Raw genomic sequence first — 26,528 nt, 5'->3', positions numbered from 1 at the left:
CAGGCCCTCAACTTTGCGCAACGGACTTGGGCAGGATGTCGTTGGCCACCATCTCGCCGAACGGGCTCACGTAGCCGCCGGCCTTGGCTTGCTCCGGGCGCTGCACGTCCAGGTGCGGGAACAGCAGCTCAGCCACCCGGTACGACTCTTCCAGGTGCGGGTAACCGGAGAAGATGAAGGTGTCGATGCCCAGCGCGGCGTATTCCTTGACCCGCGCCGCAACGGTCGGGCCGTCCCCGACCAGTGCGGTACCGGCACCGCCACGCACCAGGCCGACGCCAGCCCACAGGTTGGGGCTGACTTCCAGCTTGTCGCGGCTGCCGTTGTGCAACGCCGCCATGCGCTGCTGGCCGACCGAGTCGAAGCGCGCCAGCGAGGCCTGGGCACGGGCGATGGTGTCGTCATCCAGGTGCGAAATCAGCTTGTCGGCGGCAGCCCAGGCTTCTTCGTTGGTTTCCCGCACGATCACGTGCAGGCGGATGCCAAAGCGCACTTCGCGGCCCTGGGCAGCAGCTTTTTCTCGTACCTGGGCGATTTTTTCCGCGACCGCGCTCGGCGGCTCGCCCCAGGTCAGGTACAGCTCCACCTGCTCGGCAGCCAGGTCCTGGGCAGCTTCGGAGGAGCCGCCGAAATACAGGGGCGGGCGTGGTTGCTGGATCGGCGGGTACAACAGCTTGGCGCCCTTCACCTGGATATGCTTGCCGTCATAGTCGACCACCTCGCCTTCCAGCACTTTGCGCCAGATACGGGTGAACTCCACAGACGCTTCATAGCGTTCCTGGTGGTTCAGGTGCAGGCCGTCGCCGGCCAGTTCGTCCGGGTCACCGCCGGTCACCAGGTTGAACAGCGCGCGGCCATTGGACAGCCGGTCGAGGGTTGCCGCCTGGCGCGCCGCCACGGTGGGCGAAATGATGCCGGGGCGCAGGGCAACCAGGAATTTCAGCCGCTGGGTCACCGGGATCAGCGACGCTGCGACCAGCCAGGAGTCCTCGCAGGAACGCCCGGTAGGGATCAGCACCCCACCAAAACCGAGGCGGTCGGCCGCCTGGGCGATCTGCTGCAGGTAGCCGTGATCGACAGCGCGGGCGCCATCCGAGGTGCCCAGGTACTTACCGTCACCGTGCGTGGGCAGAAACCAGAAAATGTTCAGGCTCATTGGAGTTGTCTCCTCAAGGGGGCTCGGCCAGGGCAAGGCCCCGGCGCGGCAAGTCAATCAAGGCGCACTGGCGACCTTGGCCGGGGGTGTCCAGATCACGTCCTTGATGCTCAGCGGCTTGGGAATCAGCTTAAGTGCCTGGAACGTGTCGGCGATCTTCTGTTGCGCGGCCACCACTTCCGGGGTGAGCGCTGCGGCGCCATAGCCCTGGCGCTTGACCGAGGTCAGGGTGATGTCGGCGGGCAGGCCGAGCAGCGGTGCAACCTGCTCGGTCACCTGCTGCGGGTTGGCCTGGGACCACTGGCCCACCGCACGGACTTCTTCGATCAGGGTGTTGATCACCGCCGGGTGCTGGGTCGCATAGTTGCGGGTAGCGAGGTAGAACTGGTGGTTGTCGACCAGCCCTTTGCCGTCGCGCAGGGTACGCGCCTGCAGCTGTTGCTCGGCAGCCGCCTGGTAGGGGTCCCAGATCACCCAGGCATCGACGCTGCCGCGCTCGAAGGCGGCGCGGGCGTCGGCCGGTGGCAGGTAGACGGGCTGGATGTCGCTGTACTTGAGGCCGGCATCTTGCAGCGCGCGGACCAGCAGGTAGTGCACGTTGGAGCCCTTGTTGAGGGCGACTTTCTTGCCCTTGAGGTCCTTGACCGACTGTACCGGCGAACCCTTCGGCACCAGGATCGCCTCGCTGTGCGGCGCTGGCGGCTCATAGGCGACGTACAGCAGGTCGGCACCGGCGGCCTGGGCGAACACTGGCGGCGTTTCGCCGGTGACACCGAAATCGATGGAGCCGACATTCAACCCTTCAAGCAGCTGCGGGCCGCCGGGGAATTCGGTCCACTGCACCTGCACGCCCTGCTCGGCCAGGCGCTTCTCCAGCGTGCCTTTGGCCTTGAGCAGCACCAGGGTGCCGTATTTCTGATAGCCGATACGCAGGCTCTCGGCCTGGGCTTGGGTAATGGCGCCGAAGGACACAGCCGCCGCAAACAGGGCGACCAGACCGCGACGCAAGAAGACTGTGCGCATGGCGCTCTCCTGTGCGATGGGGTTCGGGTTGTACCTGCTTGCCTCGTTGTCGGGCGAGTAAGGTGGTGAAGCAAATAAGGCCGGTCAGATGCTCCAGCGAGCGCTGATCAGGCGTTCTTCCAGCACGCCGGGGGCCACCGGGCGCGGCCGGCGGGCCAGGGCGACGTGGAAGGTCTCCAGCGAATCCTGCAGGCGTTGCTCCAGCGCCGGTACCAGCTGTGCGGGCTTGCTGCCGTCTGCGTAGGCAATCTGGCTGTCGTCGGCGAAGATCCCTTGCAGGGTCTCCTGCGCCTTGAGTGCCGACAGCACGGGTTTCAGTGCGTAATCCACCGCCAGCATGTGGGCGATACTGCCGCCGGTGGCGATCGGCAACACGATCTTGTTGGCCAAGGCCCGCTCGGGCAGCAGGTCGAGCAAGGTTTTCAGGGCGCCGGCAAAAGAGGCCTTGTACACCGGAGTGGCAACGATCAGGCCATCGGCCTGGGCTACCAGTTGCTGGAAATGCTGCACCTGCGGGCTGTCGAAACGGGCATGCAGCAGGTCTTCGGCGGGGAAGTCGCGTACCTGGAACGTCACCACTTCGACACCACGATCCTGCAGCCACTGGCGCGAACGCTGCAGCAGCACGCCGGAGCGTGAACGGGTACTGGGGCTACCACCGATTGAGACGACCAACATTGCAGCGTTTCCTTGTCTGGGTTGGGAGTGACATTACCAGCGCAGCCATATACCTAGAAATCATATTTTTTCATTTGTTTATTCCATTTGGTTTTTCATCTGGAAGGCCCGCGAAAAGGCCAATGCAATTTCCACAGGCATAAAAAAGGGCCGTCGAAACGGCCCGAATATCCCTGCTATGGCTAAGAGCAATGCAACGAGGAATTCTTTAGCGATTGGGCTGCGGGGTCAGACGCAAGTAAGGCTTGACCGCCCGGTAACCTTTTGGGAAGCGCTGCCTGATCTCCTCTTCGTCCTTCAGCGAAGGCACGATCACCACGTCGTCACCGTCCTGCCAGTTACCAGGCGTGGCCACCTTGTGGTTGTCAGTCAGCTGCAGCGAGTCGATCACCCGCAGGATTTCGTTGAAGTTGCGCCCGGTGCTGGCCGGGTAGGTGATGGTCAGGCGCACCTTCTTGTTCGGGTCGATAACGAACAGCGAGCGCACGGTGAGAGTGTCGCTGGCATTCGGATGGATCAGGTCGTACAGGTCGGACACCTTGCGGTCGGCGTCGGCGATGATCGGGAAGTTGACCACGGTGTTCTGGGTCTCGTTGATGTCCTCGATCCAGCGCTGGTGCGAGTCGACCGGGTCGACCGACAGGGCGATGGCCTTGACCCCGCGCTTGGCGAATTCGTCCTTGAGCTTGGCGGTGAGGCCCAGCTCGGTGGTGCACACCGGGGTGAAGTCGGCCGGGTGGGAGAACAACACGCCCCAGCTATTGCCCAGCCATTCGTGGAAACGGATCTTGCCTGCGCTGGAATCCTGTTCGAAATCGGGGGCGATATCGCCGAGTTTGAGGCTCATGGGCTGCGGCTCCTGTGCTGTGTTCTGTAGTGCATGGAGTGAATGTGCCTGTACTCGGAGAGAAATAAAAAGAATAAATAACGATTTATTTATAACCCCAAGGAATTACCGACGACAGGCATAAAAAAAGCCTCGCACTAGGCGAGGCTTTCTTCGTGACTACGGCTTACAGGAAGCTGTAAGTGTAGTTCACGATGAAGCGAGCCTGATCCTGGTCGGCGCTGCTCTCGCCGGACCCACGGTAGACGCCTTGGCGCAGGCTGAAGCCCAGGCCTTTGAAGGTGCCTTCCTGAAGGGTGTAGTCGATGCGCGCATCGCGTTCCCATTCGTTGTAGGTGCCGTTGCCCGACTTGTTGCGGATATCGTCACCACGCAGGTAAGCAAGCGATGCCTTCAGGCCTGGCACACCCAGGGCCGCGAAGTCATAGGAGTACTGACCGAAGGTAGTGTTTTCGCCAGCACGGGCGAACTGGTTGATCATGCTGTCGGTGAACAGGTAGAAGCTGGAACCTGCAGCGCCTTCGGAGGTACCGCTGTCGTTGGTCAGGCTGCCCTGGTTCAACCATACGAAGCCACCGTCGTCACCCACCTGCTGGTGGCCGACCATCAGCGCGTGGCCACCCAGGGTATAGGTGAACATGGCCGACCAGGTCTTGTTGTCGATCTCGCCGGTGTTCTTGGCGTAGCCACCGTTGTTGTTGAAGTTGTAAGCGCTGTCATTGCCATTCTTGCCGTCGCTGCTGCTGTCGAAGTAGCGCAGGTCGGTCTTGAACGACTGGTCGTCAGCGATCTTGAACACGTGGGTGGCGCCCAGGAAGTGCTGCTTGTAGAAGTCTTCCAGGTTCGAGTAGTAGTACTGCAGGGTCAGGTCTGGAGTGAGCTTGTAGTCCAGGCCACCGTAGCGGAACTTGTTGCTCTCGGCATTGGAACCGGCAACAGACAGACCAGTACGGTTGCTCGAAGCACGGCCCATGGCGTGGGTCAGCTGACCGGCGTTGATGGTCAGGTTGTCGATTTCCTTCGACTGGATGGTGCCACCCTCGAAGGTTTGAGGCAGCAGACGACCATCGTTGGAAACCAGGATCGGCAGGTTCGGTGCGAGCGCGCTACCGAAATGCGCTTCAGTCTTGGAGAAGCGCGCCTTGGCATTGGCACCGAAACGGGCCCACTGGGCAGCGGAACCTTTGCCGTCATCCGGGAAGAAGCCGGACTTGTGGTAACCCTCGCCGCCATCCAGGTGAATACCCCACAGCGCCTGCGCATCAACACCAAAGCCTACGGTGCCTTGGGTAAAGCCCGAGATGTAGTCGAGCTTGAAGCCTTGGCCCGACTCACGCTGGTCCGGACGCTCAGCAGTGCCGGTAGCGTGGGCTTCACGGTTGTCGTTGTTGAAGTACATGGTGCGCGAGCTGAGCGACAGTTTGCTGTCTTCAACGAAACCGGCAGCGCCTGCTTGCTGGGCGAGAACCCCCAATGCCACGGCCAGGGCCAGGCTGGACTTGTACATATTTTGCTCCTCTACGTTCTAATTCTTGTGTATCTCTGGCGGCAGGATCTTTTGCCCCGCTCACCGTGGATTGGCGATTTAGTCCCAAAGCGTGACCATTAAGTCAATCGTTTCTAAACGTTTCGCGACTTTGGTCTAAGACGCCCCCTGCGCTACAGGATAATGACAATCCTATAAATCCAAAATGACCGTTTTATGAATTGGTAAGATTTTTCTGGAATATGTTAGGAACTGTTACAGCCATTCGTAGTAACAACGGGGTCATTCATAACCTTTGGTTATTTGCAAACGTTTGCTCATAACCTAATTCCACATCGTTCTATCGGGACGGGAAAGCCTAGCAGCCCTCTCGCATTTCGCCATTGCGTGAAATCACCCTTGCTGACGCACCCTGTGTAGGAGCGGCCTTGCGTCGCGATGGGGTGCGAAGCAGCCCCAGAATCTCAGCTAGCACCGAAAAATTGCCGGGGCTGCCTTGCGGCCCATCGCGACACAAGGCCGCTCCTGCACGAATCGGGTAAAGACAGACGGCGAATTCAGACGATCGACTCCTAAGCTAATGCAAAAAAGTTATTTATTTTAGTTTTCTTAGATCATTTAGCCTTTTCGCCATCCATCACACCGATTGCTGACGAGAGGTTCACCATGTTCCCGCACGCTCCGCTGCGCCTGTTCGCCGCCCTGACCCTCGCCAGCGCCAGCTGGCTGGCACAGGCTGCCGACCTGACCGTGGCCTACCAGACCACCGTCGACCCCGCCAAAGTCGCACAGGTCGACGGCACCTACGAAAAGGCCAGCAAGGCCAGCATCGACTGGCGCAAGTTCGATAATGGCGCCGACGTGATCACGGCCGTGGCCAGCGGCGATGTACAAATCGGCTACCTGGGCTCCAGCCCGCTGGCCGCCGCCGCCACCCGCAAGCTGCCGGTCGAAACCTTCCTCATCGCCACGCAGATTGGCGCCGGTGAGGCACTGGTCGCGCGCGATGGCATCAACACACCGCAAGACCTGGTCGGCAAGAAAGTTGCCGTGCCGTTCGTCTCCACCGGCCACTACAGCCTGCTGGCAGCGCTGAAAAGCTGGAACATCGACCCGTCCAAAGTGCAGATCCTCAACCTCGCACCGCCAGCAATCATTGCTGCCTGGAAGCGTGGCGACATCGACGCGACCTATGTATGGGACCCGGCCCTGGGCGTGGCCAAGGAGAACGGCAAGGTGCTGATTACCTCGGGCGAGCTGGCCGCAAAAGGCGCGCCGACCTTCGACGCGTGGATCGTACGCAAGGACTTCGCCGCCAAGCACCCGGACGTGGTCAAGGCCTTCGCCAAAGTGACCCTCGACGCCTACGCCGACTACCGCAAGGACCCGAAAGCCTGGCTGGCCAACCCCGACAACGTCGCCAAGCTGGCCAAGCTGTCCGGTGCCAAGCCTACCGATATCCCGGTACTGCTGCAGGGCAACGTCTATCCGCTGGCAGCCGACCAGGCCAGTGCCCTGGGCACGCCGACCACCCAGGCGCTGACCGACACGGCCACCTTCCTCAAGCAGCAAGGCAAGGTCGACGCGGTACTGCCGGACTACGCGCCATACGTAAGTGCCCAATACCTGCCCAACTAAGCCTGTAGAAACCGACCGGAGCCTGCCATGGCCTTGCTCGAGCTGGAGCGCATCAGCGCACAGTACCCCGGCGCCGCTACCCCGGTGCTGGCCGACATCAACCTGAGCCTGGGGCCGCGCCAATTGCTGGTGGCCCTGGGGCCTTCCGGCAGCGGCAAGACCTCGCTGCTCAACCTGATCGCCGGCTTCGTCGCCCCCAGCGGCGGGCGCATCACGCTGGACGGCATGCCCGTCCAGGGCCCCGGAGCCGAGCGTGGCGTGGTGTTCCAGGACGATGCCCTGCTGCCCTGGCAGAACGTGCTGGCCAATGTCGCCTTCGGCCTGGAACTGGCCGGCATGCCCCGCGCCGAGCGCGAAGCCAAGGCCCGCGAAATGCTGGCCCTGGTCGACCTCGACGGTTTTGCCGAGCGGCGTATCTGGCAATTGTCTGGCGGCCAGAAGCAGCGCGTGGGCCTGGCTCGGGCGCTGGCAGCCGACCCTCGGGTACTGCTGATGGACGAACCATTCGGCGCGCTCGATGCCTTTACCCGCGAGCAGATGCAGGAGCTGTTGCTGCAGGTGTGGCAACGCACGGCCAAGCCGGTGTTCCTGATTACCCATGACATCGAAGAAGCGGTGTTCCTGGCCAGCGAGCTGGTGCTGCTGGCACCCAACCCAGGTCGCGTGGTGGAACGCCTGCAACTGGACTTCGGCCAGCGCCATGCGGCCGGCGAACCGGCCCGGGCGATCAAGTCCGACCCGGCCTTCATCGAAACCCGCGAGCATGTGCTGGCGCGGGTGTTCTCGCAACGGCAAAGCCTGCAGGAGCGCGCATGAGCAGCCTGGACCTGCCGGTTACCGGCAAACACAACACCCAACCCCGGCCAGTCGCGAGGCTGCGCGCCCCCCTGGCCACCCGCTGGATCAGCACGCTGACCCTGGCCGGCCTGCTGCTGGCCTGGTGGCTGGTGACCGCAGCCGGCTGGATCGAGCCGCTGTTCCTGCCCTCGCCGGCCGATATCGTGGCCAGGGCCTGGACCTTGCTGACCCAGGGCTACATGGACGCCAGCCTGTGGCAGCACCTGGGTGCCAGCCTGGGACGCATCGGCGTAGCCCTGCTGGCCGCCACCCTTACTGCCATTCCGGTGGGCATCGCCATCGGCTACAACCGCGTAGCGCGTGGCATTCTCGACCCGTTGATCGAGTTCTACCGGCCAATCCCACCGCTGGCCTACCTGCCACTGATCGTCATCTGGTGCGGCATCGGCGAGCTGTCGAAGGTGCTGCTGATCTACCTGGCGATCTTCGCGCCCATCGCCATTGCCACAGCCACCGGCGTGCGCACGGTCGACCCGGCCAAGCTGCGTGCGGCGCAATCATTGGGCGCTACCAGGGCCCAGCTGATCCGCCATGTGATCCTGCCCAGCGCCTTGCCCGACATCCTCACCGGCCTGCGTATCGGCCTGGGGGTTGGCTGGTCGACCCTGGTGGCCGCCGAGCTGATCGCGGCTACCAGCGGCCTGGGCTTCATGGTGCAGTCGGCGGCGCAGTTCCTGGTAACCGATGTGGTGGTGCTGGGCATCCTGCTGATCGCCCTGATCGCCTTCGCCCTGGAGATGGGCCTGCGCGCCCTGCAACGCAAACTGGTGCCGTGGCACGGGCAAAGCCACTGAACCCTGTTGACCACGCCAGCAGCCTGGCGCCTGATTGAAGAGACCCACATGAGCCTGACCATCACCCCACTCAGCCCGGCGCTCGGCGCCCAGATCAGCGGCGTGGACCTCAGCCGCGACATCAGCACCGCGCAGCGCGACGCCATCGAACAGGCGTTGCTGCAGCACCAGGTGCTGTTCTTCCGCGACCAACCGATAACCCCACAACAGCAGGCACGCTTTGCTGCCCGCTTCGGCGACCTGCATATCCACCCGATCTACCCCAACGTGCCGGAAACCCCGCAGGTGCTGATCCTCGATACGGCGGTCACCGATGTGCGCGACAATGCCGTGTGGCACACCGATGTGACCTTCCTGCCGACCCCGGCACTGGGTGCGGTACTCAGCGCCAAGCAGCTGCCGGCCTACGGTGGCGATACCCTGTGGGCCAGCGGGATCGCGGCCTTCGAAGCGTTGTCGGCGCCCCTGCGCGAGCTGCTCGACGGGCTCACTGCCACCCACGACTTCACCAAGTCGTTCCCACTGGAGCGCTTTGGTACCACGCCAGAGGACCTGGCGCGCTGGGAAGCCACGCGGCGCAACAACCCGCCTTTGTCGCACCCGGTGGTGCGTACGCATCCGGTGAGCGGGCGCAAGGCGTTGTTCGTCAATGAAGGCTTCACCACACGTATCAATGAACTGAGCGAGCTGGAAAGCGAAGCGCTGCTGAAGCTGCTGTTCGCCCATGCCACGCGGCCGGAGTTCAGTATCCGCTGGCGCTGGCAGGAGCATGATGTGGCGTTCTGGGACAACCGCGTGACCCAGCATTTTGCCGTGGATGATTACCGGCCGAACCGGCGGGTCATGCATCGGGCGACCATCCTGGGGGATGCGCCCTTCTGACAGGGCCCTGGGGAGGCCTTCGGCCTCCTTTCGCGACACAAGGCCGCTCCTACAGGGGAACGCGATTTGCTGCAGCAGCGGCCTTGTGTCGCGAAGGGCCGCAAAGCGGCCCCCAGCGGGTTACCTGACCAGGTGCAGGAACTGCATGTGCCGTTCGTACTGGTCAAGGATGTCGTTGATGATCTGCTCCCTGCTATAGCCCACCAGGTCATAGTTCTGGCTACCTTCGCTCAGGTGCACCTCTGCCCGGTAGTAACGACGGTTCTTCAACTCCTGGGTGCCCAGCCCACCGAGGGCGAACGATGGCGTGAAGTAGCCACGCATCTGCACCTGGTAGATGAACGGCTGTTCTTCGCCATGGCCAATCTTCAGGCTGACGTTGTCATGGCTCGGGTCGTCCTGGGTAATCAGCACCAGGCCCTTCTGCTCGAACACCTCGCGCACATCGGCAATTGCCGGGCGCACCACGTCGTCCATGAAGCGATACACCTCGTCGCGCGACGGGAAATGCACCGCCTGGCTCAGGCGCTGACGCCAGCCGCCGCGCCCGCGACGAGACTGCGCGAACGGGGCCAGCGAGTGCATCTGCGCGATCTGCCGTTGCGACTCCAGGTAGAACGCCTTGTGCAGCCCCCACATCATGCACAGCAAGATCAGCGAGAACGGCAGCGAAGTCAGCACCACCGCCGACTTCAGCGAATCGATGCTGCCGGCGAACAGCAGCGCGCTGGTGATCAGCGCCGTCATCGCGCCCCAGAAGATACGCAGCCAGTTCGGCCCGTCCTCGTCGGCATCACCCCCGGTTGCCGACAAGGTCGACAGCACCACGGTGCCCGAGTCGGCAGACGTGACGAAGAAGACGAAGCTGATGAACACCGTCACGGCGATCACCGTCTTGCTCCAGGGGTAGGTTTCCAGCAACAAGTACAGGCTCATCGCCGGGTTATCCAGCGCCGACTGGCCCAGCGCGATCATGCCGTGGTTGATGACCTGGTCCAGGGCGCTGTTGCCGAAGATCGACATCCACGCCAGGGTGAAGCCCAGCGGAATCAGCAGTACGCCGAAGACAAACTCGCGAATGGTGCGGCCGCGCGAGATCCGGGCGATGAACAGCCCCACGAACGGTGCCCAGGCAATCCACCAGGCCCAGTAGAACACCGTCCAGCCGCCCAGCCAGCCGCTGTTCTCGCCGTAGGCATACACATCGAAGCTCTTGCGCGGCAGGGCCCCGAGATAATCGCCAAGGTTCTGGATCAAGGTGTTGAACAGGTGCTGGGTAGGCCCGGCGAACAGTACGAACAGCAACAGCGCGCAGGCCAGGAACAGGTTGATGTCGCTCATCACCCGCACACCCTTCTCCACCCCGGCGACGGCCACGGCGACCGCCGCGCCCATCATCAGGACGATCAGCAGCACTTGCACCCACTGGCTATGGCTGATGCCGAACAGGTAATCGAGGCCGGCATTCAGGTGCAGCACGCCAAAGCCCATGTCGGCACCCAGGCCGAACACTGTGGCAATGATGCCAAAGCCGTCCACCGCGTAGCCGATCGGCCCGTTGATGCGCTTGCCGATCAGCGGGTACAGCGCCGACCGCAAGGCCAGCGGCAGGTTGTGCCGGTAGGCGAAGTAGGCCAGGGCCATGCCGACGAAGGCAAACACGCCCCAGCCATGCAGGCCCCAGTGCAGGAACAGGATCTGCATGGCCTGGCGCCCGGCCTCGGCCGTGCCCGCCTCACCCTGGGGCGGCTGCAGCATGTGGGTCAGCGGCTCGGAAACGCAGAAGAAGAACAGGGTAATGCTGATACCAGCGGCGAACAGCATGCCAGCCCAGGACAGGTAGCTGAACTCGGGTTCGTCGTGGTCGGCACCGAGCTTGATCTTGCCGTAGCCGGACAAGGCGGTGACCACCACGAAGACCAGGTACAGCGTCATCGCCAGCATGTAGTACCAGCCGACCGTGTTGGCCGCCCAGTTCTGCGCCGCCAGCAACCAGTCGCCGGCACTGCGCGGGTTGGCAATGACCACGAGGCCGAAGAGCAGGATGAAACTCGCCGCGAAATAGAACACCGGGGGGTTCATGCGGATCTTGCCAGTGGCAAGGGATGGGATCGGTGCACTCATGGGCGGCGCACCTCGTCGAATGACGTAAGGTTCGGAATGAACGGGTTCAGCAAAGGAATCCTCCTGTTGAACACCGGCAGCGGACCAGCGTTTTTCATTGAACAAGCGTTCAAGTTAAACATGGATCGGATGTCAATGCGAATCAGGGCGCTGGTTGGTGCCCTCCTGCACTGACCTCTTCGCGGGCAAGCCCGCGAAGAGGCACAGGTAATGCACAAAATTCAATATTTGTGCGGTCCCTGTGGGAGCGGGCAAGCCCGCGAAGAGGCCAGTACAGGCTAAACAGATGCTAGATCAATTCTTGTCCTGGCAATCCAGCTGCAGGTTGGCCTGGGTAATGTTGCTGTCGGCCGGCACGCTACGGGTCAGCCACACATTGCCGCCGATGGTCGAGCCTTTGCCGATGGTGATCCGCCCCAGGACCGTGGCGCCGGCATAGATGACCACATCGTCTTCGACGATCGGGTGACGCGGCAGGCCTTTGTGCAGGGTGCCCGACTCGTCGCTGGGGAAGCGCTTGGCCCCCAGGGTCACGGCCTGGTAGATGCGCACGCGCTCACCGATGATCGCGGTTTCGCCGATCACCACACCGGTACCATGGTCGATGAAGAAGCTTGGGCCGATCTGTGCCCCGGGGTGGATGTCGATGCCCGTGGCCGAATGCGCCAGCTCCGAGCTGATCCGCGCCAGCAGCGGCAAGCCGGCCTGGTACAGGTGGTGCGCCAGGCGGTGGTGGATGATCGCCAGGATGCCGGGGTAGCACAGCAGCACTTCATCGACGCTGCGCGCCGCCGGGTCACCGTGGTAGGCGGCCAGCACGTCGGTATCGAGCAGCACGCGCAGGCCCGGCAGGGCGGCGGCAAAGCCCTGGACCAGGCGCAGCGCATGGGCGTCGACGCCGGCCAGTTCGGCCTTGTTTTGCCGCGCGGCGTAGCGCAGCTCCAGGCGGGCCTGGGCCAGCAAGGCGGTCAGCGCGGCATCCAGGGTATGGCCTACGTAGAAGTCTTCACTTTCTTCACGCAGGTCGACCGGGCCAAGGCGCATGGGGAACAGCGCGCCGCACAGTTGCTCGAGAATCTGCCGCATCGCCTCGCGCGAAGGCAACTCACGCCCGCCTTGCTCGCCACTACTGCGGCCATTGCGCGTACGCCATTGTTCACGGGCGCCGCGCAGACCGGCGACGATGCTCTGCAACTGCCAGTGCCCGGATGAAGGTTGTTCGCTCACGGTTTTCTCCTGCCTGAGTAGGCCAGACTCATTTTTATTGGCAGGTCCGGCCCTTCGCCGGCAAACCCGCTCCACAGCGAACGCACAGTAGCTGTGGCAGCGGGTTTACCCGCCAAAGGTCGGGCCTGCATACATGCAATCCACTCTACGGCAAATCCTTCCCTTGGAAAAAACAACGCTTTATTCCATCCTGCACTAAGTCGGGCATAAGCAGCGATGACGGGGAACAGATACTCGCCTACCCTCAATGCAGCCAGCACTGACAAAAACACTAAAGGGAATAATAAAATAATTTTTTATTATTTCCTGGCCTAACCGGCCAACCCTATAGTCGCCACCCACCACTGACAACAAGCGCGGGGCTTCCACATGTCGAAATTCGCCAAACCGCTACTCAACGCCAGCCTGGCTCTCCTGCTGGGTGCCGGCCTGCTCAGCCAGGCCTTTGCCGGCGAACAGCTGAAGACCATCCAGGAAAAAGGCGTGATCAACGTCGGCCTGGAAGGCACCTACCCACCGTTCAGCTTCCAGGACGAGAACGGCAAGCTGACCGGCTTCGAAGTCGAGCTGTCGGAACTGCTGGCCAAGGAACTCGGCGTCAAGGCCAAGGTGCAGCCGACCAAGTGGGACGGCATCCTCGCCGCACTGGAGTCCAAGCGCCTGGACGTGGTGATCAACCAGGTGACCATTTCCGAGGAGCGCAAGAAGAAGTACGACTTCTCCGAGCCCTACACCATCTCCGGTATCCAGGCGCTGATCCTGAAGAAGAAGGCCGAGCAGCTGAACATCCACAAGGCCGCCGACCTGGCCGGCAAGAAGGTTGGCGTGGGCCTGGGCACCAACTACGAGCAGTGGGTGAAACAGGATGTGCCGCAAGCCGATGTGCGCACCTATGAAGACGACCCGAGCAAGTTTGCCGACCTGCGCAACGGCCGTATCGACGCCATCCTGATCGACCGCCTGGCCGCGCTGGAATATGCACAGAAAGCCAAGGACACCCAGCTGGCCGGCGATGCCTTCTCGCGCCTGGAAAGCGGCGTGGCCCTGCGCAAGGGCGAGCCGGAACTGCTGGCCGCGATCAACAAGGCACTGGACAAGCTCAAGGCTGACGGCACGCTGGCCAAGCTGTCCAAGAAATACTTCGGTGCCGATGTCACCAAATGATCGCTGAAAGCCTGCAACTCGTTGTCGACTCTGCGCCCTTCCTGCTGAAGGGCGCGGGTTATACCGTGCTGCTCAGCGTTGGCGGCATGTTCTTCGGCCTGCTGCTGGGGTTTGCCCTGGCGCTGATGCGGCTGTCGAAGATCCTGCCGCTGAACTGGCTGGCCCGTGTCTACGTGTCGTTTTTCCGCGGCACACCGCTGCTGGTGCAGCTGTTCGTGATCTATTTCGGCATGCCGCAGATCGGCATCGAGCTGGACCCGATCCCGGCCTCGCTGATCGGCCTGTCGCTGAACATGGCCGCCTACATCTGCGAAATCCTCCGCGCGGCGATCTCCTCGATCGACCGTGGCCAGTGGGAAGCCGCTGCCAGCATCGGCATGACCCGTGTCCAGGCCATGCGCCGGGCCATCCTGCCACAAGCCTTGCGCACCGCCCTGCCACCGTTGGGCAACAGCTTCATCTCGCTGGTCAAGGACACCGCCCTGGCGGCGACCATCCAGGTGCCCGAGCTGTTCCGCCAGGCCCAGCTGATTACCGCGCGCACCTTCGAGGTGTTCACCATGTACGTGGCGGTCGCGGTCATCTACTGGGTGCTGTGCAGCATCCTCGCGCACTTCCAGAACCGCATGGAAGCGCGCGTCAACCAGCATGACCAGGAGCATTGAGCATGATTGAAGTCAAAGGCCTGACCAAGCGGTTCAAGGGCCAGACCGTGCTCAACGGTATCGACCTGACCGTGCAGCCGGGCGAGGTGGTGGCGATCATCGGCCCCAGCGGGTCTGGCAAAACCACCTTCCTGCGCTGCCTGAATCTGCTGGAAACCCCCGATGCCGGGCAGATCCAGATCGGTGACATCAGCATCGACGCCAACCGCCCGCTGAGTGGCCAGCAAAGCGCGATCCGCCGCCTGCGCCAGCAGGCCGGGTTCGTCTTCCAGAACTTCAACCTGTTCCCGCACCGCACCGCCCTGGAGAACGTCATCGAGGGCCCGGTGATCGTCAAGAAGACGCCCCGCGAGCAGGCCATCGAGCTGGGCCGGCGCCTGTTGGCCAAGGTCGGCCTGGCGGGCAAGGAAGATGCCTACCCGCGGCGCCTGTCCGGTGGCCAGCAGCAACGGGTGGCCATCGCCCGGGCCCTGGCCATGGAACCGGAGGTGATCCTGTTCGACGAACCGACTTCGGCACTCGACCCGGAGCTGGTGGGTGAAGTGCTGGCGACCATCCGCGGCCTGGCCGAGGAGCGACGCACCATGATCATCGTGACCCACGAGATGAGCTTTGCCCGGGACGTGGCGAACCGGGTGATCTTCTTCGACAAGGGGGTGATCGTGGAACAAGGCGAGGCCAAGGCGCTGTTCGCGGCACCGAAGGAAGAACGTACCCGGCAATTCCTGCGCAAGTTCCTCGGGACAGCCGCTTCCGAGTAAACCTTAGCCGGCCTCTTCGCGGGCGCGCCTGCGAAGGAGCCGGTACATCCGCAACAAATCCCTCCTTCTATAAATATTCCAAAGAGTTAGTTCATAAAGTTTTTATAAAGCATTAGGGTATATCTACCGGACCACCGGACCAGCACACATCCGTCGCGACCCGCTACAGCGACATAACCAATTTGTGAGGTCAGGAATGGTCAGGATCACAATCACCCCAGTGCGCAACGCCAGGGCATTGAGTGCAGCCAAGGAGCGGCACTGATGTCCAGCCAAGCCAATACCCGATTCCACAGCGACCTGGACAGCTCGCCGGTGCTGCTGCCAGCCAAGGTGCTGCGCAACGACGCCGAAGCCTTGCAAGCGGCCCGCGAACTGGCCGAGGTCGCCCGCGAGCAGGCCGCCCGTCGCGACCAGCAACGCAAACTGCCATGGGCCGAGATCGAGCTGTTCACCCGCAGCGGCCTGGGCAGCATCAGCGTTCCCAAAGCCTTTGGCGGCCCCGAAGTGTCGTTCGAGACCATTGCCGAAGTGTTCCGCCTGATCAGCGCCGCCGACCCGGCCCTGGGGCAGATCCCGCAGAACCAGTTCGGCATCCTGCAACTGCTGCGCCTGACCGGTACCGAAGCGCAACAGGCGGCAATCTACCGCAGCGTGCTCGACGGCTGGCGCATCGGCAATGCCGGGCCCGAGCGCGGCACCAAAGATACCCTCACGCTCAAGGCCAGGCTCACCCGCGCCGGCGACGGCTATCGCATCAGCGGCGAGAAGTTCTATTCCACCGGCGCGCTGTTCGCCCATTGGGTGGCGGTCAAGGCGCTGGACGACGAAGGCCGCCAGCGCCTGGCGTTCGTCCGCCGTGGCAGCCCCGGGCTGCGCATCGTCGATGACTGGTCCGGGTTCGGCCAGCGCACTACCGCCAGCGGCACCGTGCTGCTCGACCAGGTACCGGTGGATGCCGAGCTGGTGATCGACAACTGGCGCCAGCGCGACATCGCCAATACCCAGGGCGCAGCTTCGCAGCTGATCCAGGCGGCCATCGATGCCGGTATTGCCGAAGCGGCGATCGAGGATGCGATCACATTCGTCCGCGAGAAGTCGCGCCCATGGGTCGACGCCAATGTCGAACGTGCCAGTGACGATCCGTATGTGATTGCCGACGTCGGCCGCCTGAAGCTCGAACTGCACGCCGCCGAAGCATTGCTGCGCAAGGCGGCGCGGGTCCTCGACGAAGTCAATGCGGCGCCGATCGACGCCGCAAGCGCGGCGCGCGCCTCGATCGCGGTGGCCGAGGCCAAGGTGCTGACTACCGAGATCGCCCTGCAGGCCAGCGAGAAGCTGTTCGAGCTGGCCGGCAGCCGCGCCACCCTTGCCGAATTCAACCTCGACCGCCACTGGCGCAACGCCCGGGTGCACACCCTGCATGACCCGGTGCGCTGGAAGTACCACGCGGTGGGCGCTTACCACCTCAACGGCACGCTGCCTGCGCGGCATTCCTGGATCTGATTTGCTGCCTTTGGGGCTGCTGCGCAGCCCTTCGCGGGCTCGCCCGCTCCCACAGGATTCCCACCGCCTGAACGGGTATCACTTTACCCGTGGGAGCGGGCGAGCCCGCGAAGGGCCGCACAGCGGCCCCCGGAGAACACCATGACTACAACCATCATTACCAACGACACCCAAGCACTGGCCGTCGCCGAAGGCATCGCCCAGCAACTGCGCCGCGACAGCGCCCAGCGCGACCGCGAACGCCGCCTGCCGCACGCCGAACTGGAGCTGTTCACCCGCTCCGGCCTGTGGGCGATCAGCGTGCCCAAGGCCTTCGGCGGTGCCGGGGTGTCCAATGTCACCCTGGCCAAGGTCATCGCCCGCATCGCCCAGGCCGACGGCTCGCTCGGGCAGATCCCGCAGAACCATTTCTACGCCCTGGAAGTGCTGCGGGTGAATGGCTCGCCCGAACAGCAGCAGCGCCTGTATGGCGAAGTACTGGCTGGTCGCCGCTTCGGCAACGCCCTGGCCGAACTGGGCACCAGGACTGCCAACGACCGCACCACCCGCCTGAGCCGCGATGGCGACGGTTTTCGCATCAATGGCCGAAAGTTCTACGCCACCGGGGCCATCTACGCCCAGCGCATTCCCACCTCGGTAGTCGACGAGCACGGCGTGCAGCACCTGGCGTTCGTCCCGGCCGACAGCCAGGGCCTGCAGGTGATCGACGACTGGAGCGGTTTCGGCCAGCGCACCACCGGCAGCGGCTCGGTGGTGTTCGACAATGTCCATGTCAGCGCCGCCGACGTGGTGCCGTTCCAGAGCGCCTTCGAGCGCCCTACCCCGGTCGGCCCGCTGGCGCAGATTCTTCATGCCGCGATCGACACCGGCATCGCCCGCGCCGCCTATGAAGACGCCTTGCACTTCGTGCGCAGCCGTAGCCGCCCGTGGGTCGACTCCGGCCTGGACAAGGCCACCGACGACCCGTTGACGCTGAAGAGCTTCGGCCAGCTGGCGATCCGTCTGCACGCCGCCGAAGCCCTGCTGGAGCGTGCCGGCGAATATCTGGACCGCGCCCGCGACGACAGCAGCGCCGACAAGGTTGCCGCTGCCTCCATTGCCGTGGCCGAAGCCCGCGCGATCAGCACCGAGATATCCCTGGCAGCCGGCACGACGCTGTTCGAGCTGAGCGGCAGCCAGGCCACCCTCGCCGAACACAACCTCGATCGCCACTGGCGCAACGCCCGCGTGCACACCCTGCATGACCCGGTGCGCTGGAAGTACCACGCCATCGGCAACTACTACCTCAACGATGCCAACCCGCCACGCCGGGGGACCATCTGATGGCCAAGCAGATCCTGCTCAATGCCTTCAACATGAATTGCATCGGGCACATCAACCACGGCCTGTGGACTCACCCGCGGGATACCTCGACCGAGTACAAGACTCTCGACTACTGGACCAACCTGGCGCGGCTGCTGGAACGCGGCCTGTTCGACGGGCTGTTCCTCGCCGATATCGTCGGTACCTACGACATCTATGGCCAGTCGCTTGACGTCACCCTCAAGGAGTCGATCCAGCTGCCGGTCAACGATCCGCTGCTGCTGGTCTCGGCCATGGCTGCCGTCACCCGCCACCTGGGCTTCGGCCTTACCGCCAACCTCACCTACGAGGCGCCGTACCTGTTCGCCCGGCGTCTTTCCACCCTGGACCACCTGAGCAATGGCCGGGTGGGCTGGAACATCGTTACCGGCTACCTCGACAGTGCCGCCCGGGCCATGGGCCTGGCGCAGCAACCTGAGCATGACCGCCGCTACGACCAGGCCGACGAATACCTGCAGGTGCTGTACAAGCTGCTGGAGGGTAGCTGGGCCGACGATGCGGTGGTCGCCGACCGCCAGCAGCGCATCTACGCGCGGCCCGACAGGGTACGCAAGGTCCGCCACCAAGGTGAGTTCTACCAGGTCGAGGGCTATCACCTGAGCGAGCCGTCGCCGCAGCGCACGCCGGTGCTGTTCCAGGCCGGCAGTTCCGCGCGTGGCCTGGCCTTCGCCGGCAACCATGCCGAATGCGTGTTCATCAGTGGCCAGGACAAGGCCGCCACCCGCGCCCAGGTCGACAAGGTGCGGGCCGCTGCCCAGGCCGCTGGGCGCGACGCGCAGGCGGTCAAGGTGTTCATGGGCATCACGGTGATCGTCGCGGCCACCGAGCAACAGGCCCAGGCCAGGCACGCCGAGTACCTCCAGCATGCCAGTGCCGAGGCGGGGGTGGCGCATTTCGCGGCCTCCACCGGTATCGACTTTGCCGCCTTCGAGCTGGACGAACCGATCGCCTTCCGCCAGGGCAATGCCATCCAGTCCGCCACGCGCCAGTTGCAGGACAACGCCTGGACGCGGCGGCGCCTGTTGCAGCAGCACGCCCTGGGTGGCCGCTACGTGACCCTGGTCGGCGCGCCGGAGCAAGTGGCCGAGCAGCTGATCGCCTGGATCGATGACACCGGCCTGGACGGCTTCAACCTGACCCGCACCGTAACCCCGGAAAGCTTCGAGGCCTTCATCGACCTGGTCATCCCGCAGCTGCAGCAACGTGGCCGCTACAAGACCGCCTACGCCGAAGGCACATTGCGCGAAAAGCTGTTCCAGGCCGACCACCCGTACCTGCCCGCCGACCACCCTGGCTCGGCTTACCGCTTTGCCTCTGCCCCTACCCCGACTGGAGCCCTGCACCATGCTTGAGAAACTGTTCCGGCCCGTCGCGGCCATTGCCCTCACCCTCGGCCTCAGCGCCAGCACCCTGGCTGCCGAACCGCTGAAGATCGGTACCACTGCCGCCTTTGCCATCCCGCTGGAAGCGGCTGTGGAAGAAGCGCACAAACAAGGCCTGGAAGTGAAGCTGATCGAGTTCAGCGACTGGATCGCGCCGAATGTCAGCCTCAACAGTGGCGACATCGACGTGAACTACTTCCAGCACATCCCGTTTCTGGAAAACGCCAAGGCTGCCGCAGGTTTCAACCTGGTGCCCTACGCCCCCGGCATCATCAACAACGTCGGCCTGTACTCGAAAAAATACCAAAGCTTCGCCGACCTGCCCGAAGGCGCCAGCGTGGCCATCGCCAACGACCCGATCAACAGCGGCCGCGGCCTGCAGCTGCTGGCCAAGGCAGGCTTGATCAGCCTCAAGCCGGGGGTCGGCTACAAGGCCACCGAGGCCGACATCGTCGCCAACCCGAAAAAGCTGAAGATCCTCCAGGTCGAGGCGGTACAACTGGTACGTGCCTATGACGACGCCGACCTGGTGCAGGGCTACCCGGCGTACATCCGCCTGGCCAACAGCTTCGACGCCGGTTCGGCGCTGCTGTTCGACGGCCTGGAGAACAAGGAATACGTGATCCAGTTCGTCATTCGCCCACAAAGCAAGGACGACCCGCGCCTGGCCAGGTTCGTCGATATCTACCAGCATTCGCCAGCAGTGCGCGCGGCGCTCGACAAGGCCCATGGCAAGCTCTACCAGGTCGGCTGGGAGGGCTGACATGAGCCAGGCCAGCGCGCTGCGGGCGCCCACCGCACAACCACTGCCAACGACGGCCAGGGAGCAGGCCCTGCGCCCGGAGGTCAACCAGGCCCATGTGCGCTTCATCGGCCTGGGCAAGACCTACCCGGGCCAGGCGCAACCGGCCCTGCAAGGCATCGACCTGAACATCCGCCATGGCGAAATCTTCGGCATCATTGGCCGCAGCGGCGCCGGCAAGTCATCGCTGCTGCGTACCATCAACCGCCTGGAGCAGCCCAGCCAGGGCCGGTTGCTGATCGACCAGGTGGACATCGCCGCCTTTGACGAAGACCAGCTGGTAGCCTTGCGCCGGCGCATCGGCATGATCTTCCAGCATTTCAACCTGATGTCGGCCAAGACCGTGTGGCAGAACGTCGAGCTGCCGCTGAAGGTGGCCGGCGTGGCCAAGGCCGAGCGCCAGCGCAAGGTGCGCGAACTGCTGGAGCTGGTTGGCCTGCAGGAAAAACACCAGGTGTACCCGGCGCAGCTGTCCGGCGGGCAGAAGCAGCGGGTCGGCATTGCCCGGGCGCTGGTGCATGACCCCGAAATCCTGCTGTGCGACGAGGCCACCTCGGCGCTGGACCCGGAAACCACCACGTCGATCCTGGAGTTGCTACGCGACATCAACCAGCGCCTGGGCCTGACCATCGTGCTGATCACCCACGAGATGGCGGTGATCCGCGACATCTGCCACCGGGTGGTAGTACTCGAGCGCGGTGAAGTGGTCGAGCAGGGCGAGGTCTGGCGGGTATTCGGCGCACCGCGCCACACGGTTACCCGGACCCTGCTCGCGCCCTTGCAGGCCAGGCTGCCTGCCGCCTTGCAAGCCAGCCTGCAGGCGACCCCGGCGAGCCATGACAGTGCCGTGGTGCTGAAGCTGACCGTGCTCGGCGAACCGGAGCTGTCGGCCCTGTTCAACGACCTGGGTGGCCGCGTGCGCCTGCTGCAGGGCGGCGTGGAAACCATTGGCGAGCATGCCCTGGGGCAGCTGATCCTGTCGGTGCAGCACTCGCCGCACGACCCTCATCATTTGCTGGAGCGCGCCCGCCGCTGGGCCGAGGACGTGGAGGTACTAGGCCATGTGGTTTGATCGCCTGCTCGAAGGCTTGCTCGATACCTTGTTGATGGTCGGCGTGTCGTCGCTGATTGCCCTGTTGGCCGGGGTGCCGATGGCGGTATTGCTGGTCACCAGTGACAAGGGCGGGATCTTCCAGGCCCCCGTGCTGAACCGGGTGCTGGGCGCCTTCGTCAACCTGTTCCGCTCGATCCCGTTCCTGATCCTGATGGTCGCGCTGATTCCCTTCACCCGCCTGGTGGTAGGCACCACCTACGGTGTGTGGGCGGCAGTGGTGCCGCTGACCATTGCCGCCACGCCGTTCTTCGCGCGGATTGCCGAGGTCAGCCTGCGCGAGGTCGACCACGGCCTGGTGGAAGCGGCACAGGCCATGGGTTGCCGGCGCTGGCACATTGTCTGGCACGTGCTGCTGCCCGAGGCGCTGCCGGGGATCGTGGGGGGATTCACCATTACCTTGGTAACGCTGATCAACTCTTCGGCCATGGCCGGCGCGATCGGCGCCGGGGGCCTGGGGGATATTGCCTACCGCTATGGTTACCAGCGCTTCGACAGCCAGATCATGCTGACCGTGATTGCCATGCTGGTGGCGTTGGTAGCATTGATTCAGCTGGGTGGCGACCGGTTGGCGAAGGGCTTGAACAAGCGTTGAGTTCTTCGCGGGCATGCCCGCTCCCACAGGTCCCCACATCTCTCAGGCCCTGTGCAGTCCCTGTGGGAGCGGGCGTGCCCGCGAAAAGGCCCTCAACCCCAGTGCAAATCCGCAGGTGGTACCGGCCGCCCGAACCAGTATCCCTGCCCCAGCTGACACAGCTCCTGCAGCAGGAAGCTGGCCTGCTCGGCCTGCTCGATACCCTCGGCATGCACCTGCATCCCCATGCTGCGGGCCAGGGCGATGATCACCCGGACGATCGCGATATCGTCCTCGTCCAGCGGCAACCCGGCGACAAAGCCCTGGTCGATCTTCAGCTTCTGCACCGGCAGGCGCTTCAGCCGCAGCAATGATGAATACCCAGTGCCGAAGTCGTCGATGGCCAAGGTCACGCCCAGCTCACGCAGGCGATGCAATTGCTCCAACGCCACTTCCGGGTCTTCCATCACCGCGCTCTCGGTAACCTCCAGCTCCAGCAGGGCCGGGGCCAGGCCGGTTTCGTGCAGCACTTCGGCCACTTGCTGGTACAACTCATGCTGGCCAAACAAGCGGCTGGAGATATTCACCGCGACGAATTCCAGCTGTTGGCCCTGACCTTGCCATTGCACCATCTGCCGACATGCCTGGTGCAGCACCCAGGCGTCGATCTCGGCAATCAGCCCGGTGCGCTCGGCAATCGGGATGAACTCGCCCGGCGGCACCAGGCCGCGCTGCGGGTGCTGCCAGCGCACCAGCGCTTCGACCCCGACCGGTCGACCGGTCGCCAGGTCGTGCACCGGCTGGTAGAACACCCGTAGCTCATCCTGCTCCAGCGCCCGGCGCAGCTCGCCGGCGGTTTCGACCCGATGCTGGGCGTGAGCGGTCAGCTCTTCGGTATAAAGGGCATAGCAGGCCCGCCCGTTGCTCTTGGCCTTGTACAGGGCCGAGTCGGCATTGCGCAGCAACTGCTCGGCGCTCAAGGCATCGCTGGGGAACAGGCTGATGCCCGCACTCACACTGATGAACAGGCGATGACCATCGAACTGGAACGGCTCGCGCATGCGCTCGATGATGCCCTGCGCCAGCTTGCCCGCCTGGCCGACTTGCTGGCAGTTCTCTGCCAGCACACCGAACTCGTCGCCACCCAGGCGCGCTAAAGTCACGCCGCTGCCCACCACCTCGCCGAGGCGCTCGCCCACCAGCTTGAGCAGCTGGTCGCCAATGGTGTGGCCAAGGCCGTCGTTGATGCTCTGGAAATGGTCGAGGTCCAGCAACAGCAGGGCACAGCCGCGCTTGTTGGCCTGGGCTGCGGTCAGGGCCTGCCCGACCCGGTCGGTGAACAGCAGGCGGTTGGGCAGGCCGGTCAGCGGGTCATGGTGGGCCAGGTAGGCCAGTTCCTGCTCCGAATGCTTGATCGCGCTGATATCGCTGAACACCGCCACATAGTGGCTGAGTTCACCTTCGTCATCGTGAATGGCGCAAATGGTCTGCCATTGCGGGTAGATTTCGCCGCTCTTGCGTCGGTTCCAGATTTCCCCGCTCCACTCGCCCTTCTCCGCCAGGGTGGTAAAAATCTGCTGGTAGAACGCCAGGCCATGGCGGCCCGACTTGAACTTGTTCGGGCGCTGGCCAATGACTTCGTCCTGCTGGTAGCCGGTAATGCGCATGAAAGCCCGGTTTACGTGCACGATCAGGCCCTGGCGGTCGGTCACCAGCACGCCTTCGAGGGTGCTGTCGAACACGGCAGCCGCCATGCGCAGCCGCTCGCGGTCTTCGCAGCGCAAGCGCGCGCCACGGCCGATGAAGTTGAGCAGGCGCACCCGCGACACATAAATCAGCAAGGCACTGAACAGTACCCAGACCACCACGTTGATCTGCCGCCCCACGGTCTGTGCCAGGGGATCATCGGTCATGCTCTGCAGTACCACCTCGGCCAGTATCAGCCACAGGACGGATAGCACCACATACAGCGCAGCCATGCGCAAGGCGTCGCGAACGGAAACAGACATGTCGGGTGCGATAGCCCATCAGAAAGGAAGGGGCATTATAAAGGCTGAAACATGTCGTGACTTCCTATCTGAACGGTTGACTGGTTTTATTTCCCCACCAAGGGATAATCACCCCTTCCCCCTGCATTTCGAGGGTATCTGCACCTATGTGGTACAACGGCCTGCTCGACTTGTCGCCCTGGCAACTGGTCGGCATCACCTTGTTGATGACCCATGTGACCATTGTCAGCGTCACGGTCTACCTGCACCGCTACTCCGCGCACCGGGCGCTGGAGCTCAATGGCGCGCTCAAGCACTTCTTCCGTTTCTGGCTGTGGTTGACCACCGCCCAGAACACCCGCGAATGGACCGCCGTGCACCGCAAGCACCACGCCAAGTGTGAAACCCCCGAAGACCCGCACAGCCCGGTATACAAGGGCCTGGGCACGGTGCTGCGCAAAGGCGCCGAGCTGTACCGGGAAGAAGCACGCAACCCCGACACCCTGCGCATCTATGGCAAGAACTGCCCGGACGACTGGATCGAGCGCAACCTCTACTCGCGCTACAAGCTGGGCGGCATCGCGCTGATGGCGGTGATCGACCTGCTGCTGTTCGGCACCATCGGCATCACCATCTGGGCAGTGCAGATGATGTGGATCCCGTTCTGGGCTGCGGGTGTGGTCAACGGCCTGGGCCATGCCCTTGGCTACCGCAACTTCGAATGCCGCGACGCCGCCACCAACCTGGTGCCGTGGGGCATCGTCATCGGTGGCGAGGAGCTGCACAACAACCACCACACCTACCCCAACTCGGCCAAGCTGTCGGTCAAGCGCTGGGAGTTCGACATGGGCTGGGCGTGGATCCGCCTGTTCTGCCTGCTGCGCCTGGCCAAGGTACAACGCGTGGCGCCCATCGCCCACCGGGTGGCTGGCAAGGCCAGCCTGGACATGGATACCGCCATGGCGATCCTCAACAACCGCTTCCAGATCATGGCCCAGTACCGCAAGCTGGTGATCGGCCCGCTGGTCAAGCAGGAACTGGCCCGCGTCGATGCCTCGGTGCGCCACCATTTCCGCCGGGCCAAACGCCTGCTGTCGCGTGAAACCAGCCTGCTGCAGGACCGCCACCATGTGCGCATCGAGTCGATGCTGGCACACAGCCAGGCGCTGAAGACCATCTACGAAAAGCGCCTGGCCCTGCAACAGATCTGGGCGCGCACCAGCGCCAACGGCCACGACATGCTGGCCGCCATGAAGGACTGGGTACACGAGGCCGAAAGCAGCGGTATCCACGCCCTGCGCGACTTCGCGGCACAACTCAAGACTTATTCCCTGCGCCCCACCAGCGCCTGACCACCGTTGATCGGCACGCCCTTCTGGCAGGGCGTGCCGCCCGGAACTTCGCCCCATCGCTCCTACTCGAATCTGGCACATCGCCCCGCGTGGCGGGCCGGATGCTGGCCGCACGCTTTCACGTCGAGACCTGCTTCGTGCACATGGCCAAGAACATTCCAACGACATTGCCCGGCACACCACCTCCCGAGGCCGCCCAGACCTTGCTTGCCCTGCTTCACGCGCAAGGCGAAGTTGCCCGCCTGAGCGAGCGCGAGCAGCTGTTCAGCTCCCTGCTCGACAGCGTCAACGCCGTGCTCTGGGCCTTCGACTGGGAAACCCGTCAGGTGCTGTACGTCAGCCCGGCCTACGAGCGCATCTTCGGCCGCCCCGTCAGCCTGGTGCTGGCCGACTACAACGAGTGGCGCGACAGCATCTACCCCGACGACCTGGAGTTCGCCGAGCGCAGCCTGGCACAGGTGTTGCTCAAGGGCTCGGTGGAAGACCGCGAGTACCGCATTCTCAATGCCGACGGCCAGGTCCGCTGGCTCAGTGACAAGTGCTACATCAACCAGCAACGCGATAGCGACCGGGTGATCATCGTCGGCATCGCCGAGGACATTACCGAAAAGAAACAGCTCGAAGGCGAACTGCAGCGGCTGGCCACCACCGACGTACTGACCCAGAGCAGCAACCGCCGGCATTTCTTCGAATGCGCCCAGCAGGCCTTCGATAGCGCCCGCGAAGACGGCACGCCACTGGCCTTCCTGCTGCTGGACATCGACGACTTCAAACGCATCAACGACAGCTACGGCCACCAGGAAGGCGACCAGGTGCTGCAGCGCATCGCCGACAGCGGCAAGGCCGTGCTACGCCGTGGTGACCTGTTCGGGCGCATTGGTGGTGAGGAATTCGCGGCGGTGTTCCCCGGCTGCAATGCGCAGGTAGCCGAGCAGATTGCCGAACGCTTGCAGCGGCACATCCAGCGCCTGAGTTTCAGCCATGGCGAGCAGAGCTATGGGGTGACGGTGAGCCAAGGGGTGACCGCGTTGACCGACGACGATATGACGCTGGACAGCCTGTATGCGCGGGCCGACGCGGCCATGTACCGGGCCAAGCGCCAAGGCAAGAACCAGATCGTCTGCGGCTGAGGCCTGGGGCTGCTTCGC

At 63.8% G+C, this 26,528-nt stretch carries 23 protein-coding genes; 15 read left to right on the top strand and 8 right to left on the bottom strand.

The annotated features are described in order from the left end of the window. Positions 1-7: 7 nt before the first annotated feature. From ssuD to HG549_RS01150, 5 genes are all read right to left on the bottom strand, one after another. Positions 8-1,156: an FMNH2-dependent alkanesulfonate monooxygenase gene (ssuD, locus tag HG549_RS01170; protein WP_170027810.1), complete on the bottom strand. Its 1,149-nt coding sequence runs from the start codon at positions 1,154-1,156 to the stop codon at positions 8-10. Positions 1,157-1,213: 57 nt separating this feature from the next. Continuing rightward, positions 1,214-2,179, bottom strand: a complete 966-nt coding sequence (locus tag HG549_RS01165) for a sulfonate ABC transporter substrate-binding protein (RefSeq protein WP_170027809.1) — start codon at positions 2,177-2,179, stop codon at positions 1,214-1,216. A gap of 84 nt (positions 2,180-2,263) precedes the next feature. Further along, positions 2,264-2,857 carry an NADPH-dependent FMN reductase gene (ssuE, locus tag HG549_RS01160; RefSeq protein ID WP_170027808.1) on the bottom strand — a complete coding sequence of 198 codons (594 nt, stop codon included), beginning with the start codon at positions 2,855-2,857 and terminating at the stop codon, positions 2,264-2,266. Between the two features lie 208 nt (positions 2,858-3,065). Then, the gene (locus HG549_RS01155; protein ID WP_170027807.1) at positions 3,066-3,704 is read right to left on the bottom strand and encodes a peroxiredoxin; all 639 of its coding nucleotides are present in this window, start codon (positions 3,702-3,704) and stop codon (positions 3,066-3,068) included. A 166-nt stretch (positions 3,705-3,870) separates the two neighbouring features. Continuing rightward, complete coding sequence (locus HG549_RS01150; protein ID WP_170027806.1) at positions 3,871-5,211, bottom strand: OprD family porin; 1,341 nt, start codon at positions 5,209-5,211, stop codon at positions 3,871-3,873. 645 nt (positions 5,212-5,856) lie between these two features. On the opposite strand from HG549_RS01150, the gene tauA reads away from it, so the two are divergent. From tauA to tauD, 4 genes are read left to right on the top strand one after another with little or no spacing between them, the layout of a single operon-like run. Further along, a complete protein-coding gene (tauA, locus tag HG549_RS01145) occupies positions 5,857-6,828 on the top strand; it encodes a taurine ABC transporter substrate-binding protein (RefSeq protein ID WP_170027805.1) in 972 nt (323 codons plus the stop codon). Between the two features lie 27 nt (positions 6,829-6,855). Further along, the gene (gene tauB / locus HG549_RS01140) at positions 6,856-7,644 is read left to right on the top strand and encodes a taurine ABC transporter ATP-binding subunit (protein WP_170027804.1); all 789 of its coding nucleotides are present in this window, start codon (positions 6,856-6,858) and stop codon (positions 7,642-7,644) included. Then, positions 7,641-8,480: a taurine ABC transporter permease TauC gene (gene tauC / locus HG549_RS01135; RefSeq protein ID WP_170027803.1), complete on the top strand. Its 840-nt coding sequence runs from the start codon at positions 7,641-7,643 to the stop codon at positions 8,478-8,480. Before tauB ends, tauC begins: the two co-directional genes overlap by 4 nt. 48 nt (positions 8,481-8,528) lie before the next feature. Continuing rightward, positions 8,529-9,362: a taurine dioxygenase gene (tauD, locus tag HG549_RS01130; protein WP_170027802.1), complete on the top strand. Its 834-nt coding sequence runs from the start codon at positions 8,529-8,531 to the stop codon at positions 9,360-9,362. Positions 9,363-9,482: 120 nt separating this feature from the next. Here the strand turns inward: tauD and betT are convergent, their stop codons facing one another. Together betT and epsC are read right to left on the bottom strand one after the other, a co-directional pair. Further along, on the bottom strand, positions 9,483-11,444 hold the full coding sequence (betT, locus tag HG549_RS01125; RefSeq protein WP_170033998.1) for a choline transporter BetT: 1,962 nt from the start codon (positions 11,442-11,444) through the stop codon (positions 9,483-9,485). Between the two features lie 336 nt (positions 11,445-11,780). Beyond that, positions 11,781-12,713, bottom strand: coding sequence for a serine O-acetyltransferase EpsC (gene epsC / locus HG549_RS01120; RefSeq protein WP_170027801.1), 933 nt, complete (start codon positions 12,711-12,713; stop codon positions 11,781-11,783). Positions 12,714-13,082: 369 nt separating this feature from the next. On the opposite strand from epsC, the gene tcyJ reads away from it, so the two are divergent. The 9 genes from tcyJ to HG549_RS01075 all read left to right on the top strand — a co-directional run bounded on the left by tcyJ (position 13,083) and on the right by HG549_RS01075 (position 22,061). Further along, positions 13,083-13,877: a cystine ABC transporter substrate-binding protein gene (tcyJ, locus tag HG549_RS01115; RefSeq protein ID WP_170027800.1), complete on the top strand. Its 795-nt coding sequence runs from the start codon at positions 13,083-13,085 to the stop codon at positions 13,875-13,877. Further along, complete coding sequence (gene tcyL / locus HG549_RS01110; RefSeq protein WP_025337317.1) at positions 13,874-14,542, top strand: cystine ABC transporter permease; 669 nt, start codon at positions 13,874-13,876, stop codon at positions 14,540-14,542. Before tcyJ ends, tcyL begins: the two co-directional genes overlap by 4 nt. Before the next feature lie 2 nt (positions 14,543-14,544). Next, positions 14,545-15,303, top strand: a complete 759-nt coding sequence (gene tcyN / locus HG549_RS01105; RefSeq protein WP_170027799.1) for an L-cystine ABC transporter ATP-binding protein TcyN — start codon at positions 14,545-14,547, stop codon at positions 15,301-15,303. 264 nt (positions 15,304-15,567) lie between these two features. After that, complete coding sequence (locus HG549_RS01100) at positions 15,568-16,809, top strand: SfnB family sulfur acquisition oxidoreductase (protein ID WP_170027798.1); 1,242 nt, start codon at positions 15,568-15,570, stop codon at positions 16,807-16,809. A 141-nt stretch (positions 16,810-16,950) separates the two neighbouring features. Then, entirely contained in the window at positions 16,951-18,132 is a 1,182-nt protein-coding gene (locus HG549_RS01095) for an SfnB family sulfur acquisition oxidoreductase (RefSeq protein ID WP_170027797.1), read from the top strand. Next, positions 18,132-19,523: an LLM class flavin-dependent oxidoreductase gene (locus HG549_RS01090; RefSeq protein WP_170027796.1), complete on the top strand. Its 1,392-nt coding sequence runs from the start codon at positions 18,132-18,134 to the stop codon at positions 19,521-19,523. The genes HG549_RS01095 and HG549_RS01090 overlap by 1 nt, the downstream gene beginning before the upstream one ends. After that, positions 19,516-20,316: a MetQ/NlpA family ABC transporter substrate-binding protein gene (locus HG549_RS01085; protein WP_170027795.1), complete on the top strand. Its 801-nt coding sequence runs from the start codon at positions 19,516-19,518 to the stop codon at positions 20,314-20,316. The genes HG549_RS01090 and HG549_RS01085 overlap by 8 nt, the downstream gene beginning before the upstream one ends. Before the next feature lies 1 nt (position 20,317). Next, positions 20,318-21,427 (top strand): methionine ABC transporter ATP-binding protein, encoded by a 1,110-nt coding sequence (locus HG549_RS01080; protein WP_170027794.1) that lies wholly within the window; start codon positions 20,318-20,320, stop codon positions 21,425-21,427. Then, a complete protein-coding gene (locus HG549_RS01075; protein ID WP_170027793.1) occupies positions 21,417-22,061 on the top strand; it encodes a methionine ABC transporter permease in 645 nt (214 codons plus the stop codon). The genes HG549_RS01080 and HG549_RS01075 overlap by 11 nt, the downstream gene beginning before the upstream one ends. Before the next feature lie 92 nt (positions 22,062-22,153). Here the strand turns inward: HG549_RS01075 and dibA are convergent, their stop codons facing one another. After that, positions 22,154-24,049, bottom strand: a complete 1,896-nt coding sequence (dibA, locus tag HG549_RS01070) for a phosphodiesterase DibA (protein WP_170027792.1) — start codon at positions 24,047-24,049, stop codon at positions 22,154-22,156. Positions 24,050-24,195: 146 nt separating this feature from the next. Here dibA and desA point away from each other — a divergent pair, with 146 nt between their 5' ends. Further along, the gene (gene desA / locus HG549_RS01065; RefSeq protein ID WP_170027791.1) at positions 24,196-25,380 is read left to right on the top strand and encodes a delta-9 fatty acid desaturase DesA; all 1,185 of its coding nucleotides are present in this window, start codon (positions 24,196-24,198) and stop codon (positions 25,378-25,380) included. 101 nt (positions 25,381-25,481) lie between these two features. Then, positions 25,482-26,510: a sensor domain-containing diguanylate cyclase gene (locus HG549_RS01060; RefSeq protein ID WP_170027790.1), complete on the top strand. Its 1,029-nt coding sequence runs from the start codon at positions 25,482-25,484 to the stop codon at positions 26,508-26,510. Positions 26,511-26,528 lie beyond the last annotated feature (18 nt).

Origin of the sequence: Pseudomonas sp. SK (genome assembly GCF_012975065.1) — a bacterium.
Lineage (GTDB): Bacteria > Pseudomonadota > Gammaproteobacteria > Pseudomonadales > Pseudomonadaceae > Aquipseudomonas > Aquipseudomonas anuradhapurensis.
This window is presented reverse-complemented; position numbering and strand designations above follow the sequence as displayed.

Bases quoted from the DNA above. Each gene is read 5' to 3' on its own strand.
- ssuD (WP_170027810.1), bottom strand. From the start codon at position 1,156: ATGAGCCTGAACATTTTCTGGTTTCTGCCCACGCACGGTGACGGTAAG.
- HG549_RS01165 (WP_170027809.1), bottom strand. From the start codon at position 2,179: ATGCGCACAGTCTTCTTGCGTCGCGGTCTGGTCGCCCTGTTTGCGGCG.
- ssuE (WP_170027808.1), bottom strand. From the start codon at position 2,857: ATGTTGGTCGTCTCAATCGGTGGTAGCCCCAGTACCCGTTCACGCTCC.
- HG549_RS01155 (WP_170027807.1), bottom strand. From the start codon at position 3,704: ATGAGCCTCAAACTCGGCGATATCGCCCCCGATTTCGAACAGGATTCC.
- HG549_RS01150 (WP_170027806.1), bottom strand. From the start codon at position 5,211: ATGTACAAGTCCAGCCTGGCCCTGGCCGTGGCATTGGGGGTTCTCGCC.
- tauA (WP_170027805.1), top strand. From the start codon at position 5,857: ATGTTCCCGCACGCTCCGCTGCGCCTGTTCGCCGCCCTGACCCTCGCC.
- tauB (WP_170027804.1), top strand. From the start codon at position 6,856: ATGGCCTTGCTCGAGCTGGAGCGCATCAGCGCACAGTACCCCGGCGCC.
- tauC (WP_170027803.1), top strand. From the start codon at position 7,641: ATGAGCAGCCTGGACCTGCCGGTTACCGGCAAACACAACACCCAACCC.
- tauD (WP_170027802.1), top strand. From the start codon at position 8,529: ATGAGCCTGACCATCACCCCACTCAGCCCGGCGCTCGGCGCCCAGATC.
- betT (WP_170033998.1), bottom strand. From the start codon at position 11,444: ATGAACCCCCCGGTGTTCTATTTCGCGGCGAGTTTCATCCTGCTCTTC.
- tcyJ (WP_170027800.1), top strand. From the start codon at position 13,083: ATGTCGAAATTCGCCAAACCGCTACTCAACGCCAGCCTGGCTCTCCTG.
- tcyL (WP_025337317.1), top strand. From the start codon at position 13,874: ATGATCGCTGAAAGCCTGCAACTCGTTGTCGACTCTGCGCCCTTCCTG.
- tcyN (WP_170027799.1), top strand. From the start codon at position 14,545: ATGATTGAAGTCAAAGGCCTGACCAAGCGGTTCAAGGGCCAGACCGTG.
- HG549_RS01100 (WP_170027798.1), top strand. From the start codon at position 15,568: ATGTCCAGCCAAGCCAATACCCGATTCCACAGCGACCTGGACAGCTCG.
- HG549_RS01095 (WP_170027797.1), top strand. From the start codon at position 16,951: ATGACTACAACCATCATTACCAACGACACCCAAGCACTGGCCGTCGCC.
- HG549_RS01090 (WP_170027796.1), top strand. From the start codon at position 18,132: ATGGCCAAGCAGATCCTGCTCAATGCCTTCAACATGAATTGCATCGGG.
- HG549_RS01085 (WP_170027795.1), top strand. From the start codon at position 19,516: ATGCTTGAGAAACTGTTCCGGCCCGTCGCGGCCATTGCCCTCACCCTC.
- HG549_RS01080 (WP_170027794.1), top strand. From the start codon at position 20,318: ATGAGCCAGGCCAGCGCGCTGCGGGCGCCCACCGCACAACCACTGCCA.
- HG549_RS01075 (WP_170027793.1), top strand. From the start codon at position 21,417: ATGTGGTTTGATCGCCTGCTCGAAGGCTTGCTCGATACCTTGTTGATG.
- dibA (WP_170027792.1), bottom strand. From the start codon at position 24,049: ATGTCTGTTTCCGTTCGCGACGCCTTGCGCATGGCTGCGCTGTATGTG.
- desA (WP_170027791.1), top strand. From the start codon at position 24,196: ATGTGGTACAACGGCCTGCTCGACTTGTCGCCCTGGCAACTGGTCGGC.
- HG549_RS01060 (WP_170027790.1), top strand. From the start codon at position 25,482: ATGCTGGCCGCACGCTTTCACGTCGAGACCTGCTTCGTGCACATGGCC.